This window comes from Rhodopseudomonas sp. BR0C11 (assembly GCF_010820945.1).
Classification (GTDB): Bacteria; Pseudomonadota; Alphaproteobacteria; order Rhizobiales; family Xanthobacteraceae; genus Rhodopseudomonas; species Rhodopseudomonas palustris_H.
In genome coordinates this window covers 1-8,037 of sequence record NZ_QTKI01000216.1, presented here as the reverse complement: position 1 = coordinate 8,037, position 8,037 = coordinate 1, and the positions used below count along the sequence as shown (strand labels likewise).

At 67.6% G+C, this 8,037-nt stretch carries 9 protein-coding genes; 7 read left to right on the top strand and 2 right to left on the bottom strand.

Annotated elements, in window-relative coordinates:
• Window positions 1–91: 91 nt before the first annotated feature.
• Window positions 92–940: an enoyl-CoA hydratase gene (locus tag DYI24_RS16435; protein ID WP_164573059.1), complete on the bottom strand. Its 849-nt coding sequence runs from the start codon at window positions 938–940 to the stop codon at window positions 92–94.
• A 324-nt stretch (window positions 941–1,264) separates the two neighbouring features.
• Here DYI24_RS16435 and exbB point away from each other — a divergent pair, with 324 nt between their 5' ends.
• Genes exbB through DYI24_RS16420 form a run of 3 tightly spaced genes read left to right on the top strand, consistent with a single transcriptional unit; the run spans window position 1,265 to window position 3,376 of the window.
• Window positions 1,265–2,065 carry a tonB-system energizer ExbB gene (gene exbB / locus DYI24_RS16430; protein ID WP_205523551.1) on the top strand — a complete coding sequence of 267 codons (801 nt, stop codon included), beginning with the start codon at window positions 1,265–1,267 and terminating at the stop codon, window positions 2,063–2,065.
• Window positions 2,066–2,069: 4 nt separating this feature from the next.
• Window positions 2,070–2,507, top strand: coding sequence for a TonB system transport protein ExbD (exbD, locus tag DYI24_RS16425; RefSeq protein ID WP_107354577.1), 438 nt, complete (start codon window positions 2,070–2,072; stop codon window positions 2,505–2,507).
• Window positions 2,504–3,376 (top strand): energy transducer TonB family protein, encoded by an 873-nt coding sequence (locus DYI24_RS16420; RefSeq protein ID WP_164573058.1) that lies wholly within the window; start codon window positions 2,504–2,506, stop codon window positions 3,374–3,376. Before exbD ends, DYI24_RS16420 begins: the two co-directional genes overlap by 4 nt.
• Window positions 3,377–3,395: 19 nt before the next feature.
• Here DYI24_RS16420 and DYI24_RS16415 read toward each other — a convergent pair whose 3' ends face one another.
• A complete protein-coding gene (locus DYI24_RS16415) occupies window positions 3,396–4,904 on the bottom strand; it encodes an AMP-binding protein (protein WP_164573057.1) in 1,509 nt (502 codons plus the stop codon).
• Window positions 4,905–5,230: 326 nt separating this feature from the next.
• Here DYI24_RS16415 and DYI24_RS16410 point away from each other — a divergent pair, with 326 nt between their 5' ends.
• From DYI24_RS16410 to DYI24_RS16395, 4 genes are all read left to right on the top strand, one after another.
• Window positions 5,231–6,418: a hypothetical protein gene (locus DYI24_RS16410; RefSeq protein WP_164573056.1), complete on the top strand. Its 1,188-nt coding sequence runs from the start codon at window positions 5,231–5,233 to the stop codon at window positions 6,416–6,418.
• A 15-nt stretch (window positions 6,419–6,433) separates the two neighbouring features.
• The gene (locus tag DYI24_RS16405; protein ID WP_164573055.1) at window positions 6,434–7,042 is read left to right on the top strand and encodes a hypothetical protein; all 609 of its coding nucleotides are present in this window, start codon (window positions 6,434–6,436) and stop codon (window positions 7,040–7,042) included.
• Complete coding sequence (locus tag DYI24_RS16400; RefSeq protein WP_107343395.1) at window positions 7,026–7,421, top strand: phage holin family protein; 396 nt, start codon at window positions 7,026–7,028, stop codon at window positions 7,419–7,421. Before DYI24_RS16405 ends, DYI24_RS16400 begins: the two co-directional genes overlap by 17 nt.
• Window positions 7,418–8,037, top strand: a 620-nt coding sequence (locus DYI24_RS16395; RefSeq protein ID WP_164573054.1) for a hypothetical protein, incomplete at its 3' end; no start/stop codon positions are given. The genes DYI24_RS16400 and DYI24_RS16395, both read left to right, overlap by 4 nt.

Genomic DNA, 8,037 nt, shown 5'->3' with positions numbered 1-8,037 from the left:
CGCGCAGCTTGGGCGTGTAGGTCTCGGCGATGAAGCGGTCGGCGCTTTCGCGCAGCAGCCGCTGTTCGTCACTCGGCGTGAGATCCATCGCTTACACCTTCACCTGTTTACGCACCGACGGATGCAGTCCCGACGGATCGACGATCATTCCAAACTCCTGCAGATTGTGAGCGTGACAAAGCTGATGCAGCGCGAACGCCTGATCGATCGCCGCCGGTTGACCCTGGATATCCACCGATCGGTTGACCGCTTCCTTGGTCATCTTCAGCGCAAAGCTCGGCTTGGCGGCGATGCGCTGCGCGAGCGCCATGGTGAAGGCGGATAGTTCGGCGGCGGGCACCACGTGATTGACCATGCCGAGCTGGTGGGCCTCTTGCGCGCTCCAGCTATCGGCAGTGAACAACAGCTCCTTGGCTTTGCGCGGGCCGAGCTCCCAGGGATGCACGAACCATTCGACGCCGCACACGCCCATCGTCACCACCGGATCGCAGAACTCCGCATTGTCCGATGCGACGATCAGGTCGCAGGCCCAGGCCAGCATCAGCCCGCCGGCGATGCACTTGCCGTGGACCTCGGCGATCGTCGGCTTGGCGAGATTGCGCCAGCGCCGGGTGATCTGCAGATAGATCTCCTGCTCGCGCGCCATCCGTCCGTGCGCGCCAGGCTCGCGAAAGCCGCCCCAGGCGCCGACCGGCGGAAAGTCGATGCCGGCTTCGTTCTTGGTGGTCGCGCGCAGATCGTGGCCGGCGGAGAAGTGCGGACCAGCGCCCGCCAGGATGATCACCTTGACAGTGTCGTCCTGCACCGCGTCGTCGAACGCGGCGTTCAGGTCGTAGGTCATCTGCAGATTCTGCGCGTTGCGCGCGTCGGGACGGTTCATCACGATTCGTGCGACCGCCGGATCCGGTCGCTCGACCAGGATCGTCTCGTAGGAGCTCATCCTTCCTCCCGTTTCTTGTTGTCTCGGCTTATGGCGCCGGTTGTGTTGCGTGGAGTGTGGCAGGTCGCGCGCGCGACTGCAAACGGCTTCTCTGCCGCATCTGCCGAGGAATTCCGTGCCGCGGAGCGCTGTCGTGAAGGCCGTCGGCGTGCGCCGCGAAGTTCCGGAAGCCAGCCGCTTTGAGCCAGAACAAACTGCGTCCGCCGCGATTATGCGATGGCCGTCGGGCAGGGGAGCTGAAGGGCCAGAATTGATTTCGGGCGGCCGGCGATCCATGCGATAGCTCGCGGCCCCGCGCCGAACGTCTTTGCCTGTCGAAAGTGGATGATGCCGCCGTTTCGCGTCACGCCGATGATCCGCAATCTCGTCCGTGCCGGCGCGCTCGGCACCGTGGCCGCGCTGCTGCTCGGCAGCGCCGCGCACGCCGCCGCCGACATCGCCAGCCTGCCGCACGACCTGTCGCCGTGGGGCATGTTCAGAAACGCCGACATCGTCGTGAAGGTGGTGATGGCCGGGCTCGCGCTGGCGTCGCTCGCGACCTGGACGGTGTGGCTGTCGAAGACCGTCGAGCTGCGGCGCGAAACCGCGCGCGCCCGCGACGGCCTTGCCAAACTCGAAACCGATACGACTCTCGCCGAACTCGGCCGCAGCAGCGAGGGCGCGCATGACGCAGTCTCGCAACTGATCCAGACCGCAGCGCGCGAAGGCAGCCTGTCGGGCTGGACCTTCGATGCCGACTTCAAGGAGCGCGTCGCGCTGCGGCTCGAGCGCGTCGAGGCGGCGATGGCGCGCAAGATCGCCGGTGGCACCGGCATTCTCGCGACCATCGGCGCGGTGGCGCCGTTCGTCGGCCTGTTCGGCACGGTGTGGGGGATCATGAATGCCTTCATCGGCATCTCCGAAGCGCACACCACCAATCTGGCGGTGGTGGCGCCGGGCATTGCCGAGGCGCTGCTTGCCACCGCGCTTGGCCTCGTCGCCGCAGTGCCGGCGGTGGTGATCTACAACTACCTCGTCCGTGCCATTGCGGCGTATCGGGCGCTGCTCGGTGATGCGTCGGCGCAGGTGCTGCTGCTGGTCAGCCGCGATCGCGGCCGCTCGGCGCGGCAGATGCGGGCAGGGTGAGGCGATGGGCGTGCGGCTCGGCGGACGGCGGCTTGCGGCGGAGGACGACCTCGAGATCGCGCACGAGATCAACGTCACGCCGTTCATCGACGTGATGCTGGTGCTGCTGATCATCTTCATGGTCGCTGCACCGCTCGCCACCGTGGATATCGGCGTCGATCTGCCGGCCTCGACCGCAGCGCCGCAGCCGCGCCCGGACAAGCCGGTGTATCTGTCGGTGCAGCCGGATCTGACGCTCGCGGTTGGGGAGACGATCGTGGCGCGTGACGCGCTCTCCTCCGCGCTGCAGAGCGCGACGGGCGGCAACAAGGACGAGCGGATCTTCGTGCGCGCCGACAAAGCGGTGGCTTACGGCGAGCTGATGGCGGTGATGAACCTGCTGCGCGACGCCGGCTATCTCAAGGTCGCGCTGGTCGGACTCGACGGCCGGGATCAGCCATGAACGACTACGTGCTGCACGAGACGCCCGGCCGCGGCCGCAGCCAATGGCTGCTGTCGGCGACCGCGATTGTCGTGGCACATTTCGGTCTGATCGCCGCAGCGGTTGCCTGGTATCAGCAGTCGCCGTCGCCTGGCGTGGTGATGCCGGCGATCCTGGTCGACATGGCGCCGGCCTCCGCGGCGCCCACGCTGCAGCCCCAGGATCTCGCGCCGGGACCTGAGATGCAGGAAGCGCCGAAGCCACAGGACGAGGCGAAACAGCCGCCTCCGGCTCCGGCACCCGAAGCGCCGCCGCAATTCGCGGCGCAGCAGCCTGAGCCCCCCGCGCCGGTGTTGCCGCAATCGGAGGTCGTGCTGCCGCAGCCGCCCGCTGCGGTCGAACCTGCCCGGCGCGACGACGCTAAGCCGAAGCGCGAGGAGGTCAGGCGCGAACGGGCGAAGCGCGATGATACCAAGCGCGACGAGACCAAGGCCAAGCCGCATGCGCATCCGCCGGCGCCGCGCACCACTGCGGCGCCGAAGGCCGAGCGTCAGGCGGCGCTCGCTGCCGCCGCGAACGCCGGGCAGGCTGCTGCCGCCGCGGCACTGCCGTCGTATCGCGATCGGCTCGCTGCGCATCTCGCCCGTTACAAGCAATATCCGACCGCGTCGCGAGCGGCGCGCGAGCAGGGCACCGCGATGCTGTCGTTCACCGTCGGTCGCGGCGGACAAGTGCTCGGCAGCCGGCTCGCCCGCACCTCGGGCTTTTCGGCGCTGGATGCCGAAACCATGGCGATGATCCGCCGCGCCCAGCCGCTGCCGCCGTTCCCGAACGAGATCACCCAGTCGTCGCTCAGCTTCACCGTTCCGGTGCGATTTTCGCTGCAGTGAGTGAGCGCGCCGGCCGGCGTCACGCTTGCCCGTGCGCCGCCTTCACCGCGGCCCGATCGACAGCCCCCTTGGCGTCCTTCGGCAGTTCTTCGACGAAAACCACGTGCTTCGGCTTCTTGTAGCGCGCGATCAGTGAGGCAACGAATTCCGCGAGGGCGTCGGCGGCGATGCCCTCGCCCGGCTTGCAGACACACACCGCCTTGATGGCTTCGCTCCATTGCGGATCGGGCACGCCGATCACCACCGCCTCGGCGATCGCCGGATGCTGCTTCAGCGCGCCTTCGACCTCGGCCGGATAGACGTTCTCGCCGCCGGTCTTGATCAGCTCCTTCTCGGGCGCGCGGCCCGCGTAGAACAAGTAACCGTCGGCATCGAACCGGCCCATGTCGCCGGTGTGATGCCAGCGGTTGCGGAACGCGTGCTGGGTGGCGGCCGCGTTATTCCAATAGCCCTTGAACACCGTCGGGCCACGCAGCACGATCTCACCGACTTCGCCCGGCGGCAGCGGCCGGTCCTCGGCGTCGACCACTGCGACGGTGCGCCAGAACAGCGGCCGCCCGGCTGATTTCGGCCGGTCGCGATACGGCGCGAACGTTGACAGGCCCGAGGTTTCGGACTGGCCGAACGTGGCCCAGAACGTCGCGTTGGGGCATGTCGCTTCGAACCGTTCGATCGTCTCCGGCGTGTCGAGCCCGGTCACCGCGCGCAGGCTGGCGAGTTGCCCCGGCTGCGCCTGATCGAGAATGTTGCCGAGCATTGGGGCGAACTCGGCCATCACCGTCACCTTGTGAGCTTCGATCTCGCGCGCCGCCTGCGCCGGGTCGAATTTCGCCGCGATCACGCTCGCGCCGCCGGCCTGTTGCAGCGTCAGCATCAGGCCGAGCCCGGTGACATGAAACAGCGGCAGCATACCGAGATTGACGTCGGTCTCGCTCAGTCGCCAGGCGTCGACCAACGAGCTTTGCGCGATCAGGAGATTGCCTTGCGAGATCAACGCGCCGCGCGGCCGGCCGCCGACCGCAGCGGTGTGGATGATGACGAAGCCGTCGGCGGCGCCGAACTCCGGCGCGTTCAGCGGCGCGTCCGAGGCAAGATCCTTGAACGACGTGAACGGCCCGCTGCCGTCGCCGATTGCGTAGGCCTTCTTGACGCCGCCGAGCGACGGCAGCACCCCGGCAACGATGTCGCGATAATCGGTGCCGGCCACCACCACGCTGGGCGCGCCGTCGCCGAGCACGAATGCGATCTCGTCGGCATTCAATCGATAGTTCACCGGCAGCAGGATCGCGCCGATCAGCGCCACCGCGCCGATCAGTTCGACCATCTCGATGCAGTTTTGTGACAAGATCGCCACGCGGTCGCCGGGCTGTATGCCGTCGCGCAGTAGCCCGCTGGCCAGCCGCTCGGCCCGCGCCAGATAGTCGCGGTGGCTCAGGCGGACGCCGTCGACGACGAAAGCCGTGCGCTCCGGAAACAGCGCCGCGTTGCGGCGATAGACGTCGGCCAGCGTAAAGTCGTGAAGCGCCATCGTGTCCCCCCTGATGCGGACCGCGGCCAAAGGTGTGGGGCGGGTCCGGATTGCTGCGCCGCCGGTTCGCCGGCCGTTCGCGCCTCGCTTTGTAGCGAACATCGTCAGGTGGCGGAAAGCATGATCGCGCGTCCTCCACCTTACCCCGACCTCGCTACCGCTAAACACCGCATCGGGCGGCGGCCGACCGCTGAATCTCGGACTTGCAGGTGCCGGGCCGCTTCCGCTGTTGTTCCCGAATCCCCATTTGTATGAATGGATTGACGGCAAGGAACATAGCCGACCCGCCCGAGTTGGGGACGCGAGACAAGGATTGGAGGCATCTCATGGCCAACGACGCACGCAGCCTGGAAGAGATTCGTCGCGACACCGAGCGCGCCCGGGCCGGCCTGACCGAGACCGTGGGTCAGCTGCGCGCCAGCGTCGCCGACACCGCCAACGAGGTGCGCGAGAAGTATTCGCCAGCGGCCATCAAGGCCGAGGTCGGCAGCTACATCAAGTCGCGCGGCGAAGAGATCGCCGACAACGTTCGCGACTCGATCCGCAACAACCCGGTGCAGGCGGTCGCGGTCGGCGCCACGCTGGCCTATCCGTTGTGGAAGGTGGCGCGTGCGATCCCGGCGCCTGTGCTGATGATCGGCGCCGGTCTGTATCTCGCCGGTACCCGTTCCGGCACCGAGCTGACGCAGCGCGCATCCGACAAGGCGCGCGATCTCGCCGGTGACCTCGAGCGCCGTGCCCGCGAATTCTCCGCCGATGCCGCAGACACTGCTGTTGCGGCGCGCGAATACGCTGCCGGTGCGATCGATGCGGCGAGCGATGTGGTGACCACCCGGGCCGAACAATTCCGTCAGGCTGCCACCGCGACGGCTGCCGATCTCAAGCACAAGGGCGATGACCTCAGCCGTAGCGTCGCGCATAGCGGCGACGATCTCCGCCGCCGCGCTACCGCGGCCGGTGAGGCATTTGCTGGGGAGGCTGATCAGCTCGCCGCACGCGGCGCTGGGCTCGCCAGTGTCGTCGCCGATACCGTGCGCGATGCTGCCGAGCAGGTCCGCGAGCGCGCCGGCGATGCGGCGACAAAGATGCGCGAGACCCTGCACGACACCCGCGATGCCGGCATGGATGCGGCTGCGCGGCTGCGCGACCAGGCGACTGATTTCAGCAATCGGGCGACCAAGACCGCAAAGCAGACGCTGACAGACCATCCGCTGCTGGTGGCTGGCGCCGGGCTCCTGATCGGCGGGCTCATCGCCAGCGCATTCCCGCGTGTCCGCGCCGGCGGCAAGCGTGTCGGTCGGCAGGTTGGCGAGCGCGCCAAGGATGCGATGACGCGCGGTATGGAGAAGGGCCGGGCCGCCTATGAAGGCGCCGCGCGGGAAGCCGAACAGCAAGGATTGACCGGCGAGGATATCACCGAGAACGTTCGCGATCTCGGCCAGCGCGTCCGCAAGGTTGCCGAGGCGGCCGCTGCATCATTCGAAGCGCCGTCGCCCTCGCAGAACAAACATTGATCGGAGACATCGGACATGGCTGAGCAGATCGTCAAGACTCCCGGCTCGACTGGCAACGCCAATGGCGGTCGCCAGCAGCCGCCGAAATCAGCAAAGAAGGATCCGCAGGACATGGCCGGAGAAATGGGAAGCGGCGCCGAGCCGGAGCGGGATCTGAAGGAGCGGATCGTCGGCCTCGCCAGCGAGTCCGCGGAAGCCGCTCGTGCCAAGGCCGAGGAGTTCGCCGAGACCGCGCGCGACTTCGCAGCCGAAGCCGGCGAGTCCCTCAAGCGCCGCGCTTACGAAGAGAAGCAGGCCGGCGCCGACTATGTCGCCAATATCGCGGATGCCATCCGCCGCGCCTCGCGCGAGTTCGACAACGATCTGCCGATCGCCGGTGTGTACATGCGCAAGGCAGCCTCCAAGGTCGAAGACATCTCTGACACCGTGCAGCGCGGCGATCTGTCGGACCTGATCCATGGGGTGCAGGACTTTGCCCGCCGGCAGCCGACTGTGTTTCTCGGCCTGGCGGTGCTTGCCGGCTTCGGTGCGGTCCGCTTCCTGAAGAGTTCGAACGGCGGACGTGACAGCCGCGTGGTCGATGCCGAGCCCAACCGGAGCTTCGATGATGACCGCGCCGAATAACAACCGTTCGATTCCGGACCTGTTCGGCGACGCTTTCACGCAATTCGCCAAGCTGATCAGCAATGAGTTCGAGCTGGCACGGGCGGAAATGTCCGACAAGCTTGGCCAAGTCGGCCGCGCCGCAGCCATGATCGGCGCCGGCGCCGTGATCTTGATTCCGGGCTTGGTGGTGCTGCTGATGGCCGCTGCCGCGGCGCTGGTCGAGCACGGCTTTTCCAGCTCGGTCGCGTATCTGATCGTCGGCGGCTGCACCACCGGCATCGCGGCGGCGCTGATCGGCTTCGGCGCCAACCGGTTGTCGCCGGAAACGTTGAAACCTGAAATGACCATCGAACAATTGCAACGCGACAAGGAAGCGGCCGGGGAGATGATCCGATGACCAAGAAGGATGGCTTGCCTTTGATCAGCGATCTTGGCGATGCGATGCGCCGCAACCCCGTCTCGACCGCGCTGATTGGCATGGGGCTGCTGTGGCTGTTCACCGGCGATCGGGCCAAGGCCAGCGCCGAGCGGATCGTGCGGCGCACCGGCCTCGACCGCGTGCCCGACGTCGCGTCGGACGCTATGGGCCGCGTCGGCGAACGCTTTGCCGACGTCGGGGAGAAACTCTCGGATGTGCGCGACAGCGCAGCGAGTGTCGCCAGCGAGACGGCACGGATGGCGCGGGAACGCGGGGCGGAGGCATTCGATCGGGCGGCCGAGTTCGGACGTGCGATTCCTGAGACCGGCGCCGATCTGTTCGACAGCGCCAAGAGCACACTCGGCGACCTGTTCAACGAACAGCCGCTGCTGCTTGGCGCAATCGGCGTCGCGATTGGCGCTGGCATCGCCGCGTCGCTGCCGGCGACTGAGACGGAGCGCGAATTGTTCGGCGACACCAGCGACGAGGTGATGGCGCAGGCGCGCGACTACGCGCGGCAGCAGGCTGCACGGGCCAGCGAGATGGCGCGCGATGTCGCCGGCGCTGCCGCTGAAGAAGCCCGCCGCCAGGGCCT

Bases quoted from the DNA above. Each gene is read 5' to 3' on its own strand.
- exbB (WP_205523551.1), top strand. From the start codon at position 1,265: ATGATGCCGCCGTTTCGCGTCACGCCGATGATCCGCAATCTCGTCCGT.
- DYI24_RS16400 (WP_107343395.1), top strand. From the start codon at position 7,026: ATGACCGCGCCGAATAACAACCGTTCGATTCCGGACCTGTTCGGCGAC.
- DYI24_RS16405 (WP_164573055.1), top strand. From the start codon at position 6,434: ATGGCTGAGCAGATCGTCAAGACTCCCGGCTCGACTGGCAACGCCAAT.
- DYI24_RS16435 (WP_164573059.1), bottom strand. From the start codon at position 940: ATGAGCTCCTACGAGACGATCCTGGTCGAGCGACCGGATCCGGCGGTC.
- DYI24_RS16410 (WP_164573056.1), top strand. From the start codon at position 5,231: ATGGCCAACGACGCACGCAGCCTGGAAGAGATTCGTCGCGACACCGAG.
- DYI24_RS16415 (WP_164573057.1), bottom strand. From the start codon at position 4,904: ATGGCGCTTCACGACTTTACGCTGGCCGACGTCTATCGCCGCAACGCG.
- exbD (WP_107354577.1), top strand. From the start codon at position 2,070: ATGGGCGTGCGGCTCGGCGGACGGCGGCTTGCGGCGGAGGACGACCTC.
- DYI24_RS16420 (WP_164573058.1), top strand. From the start codon at position 2,504: ATGAACGACTACGTGCTGCACGAGACGCCCGGCCGCGGCCGCAGCCAA.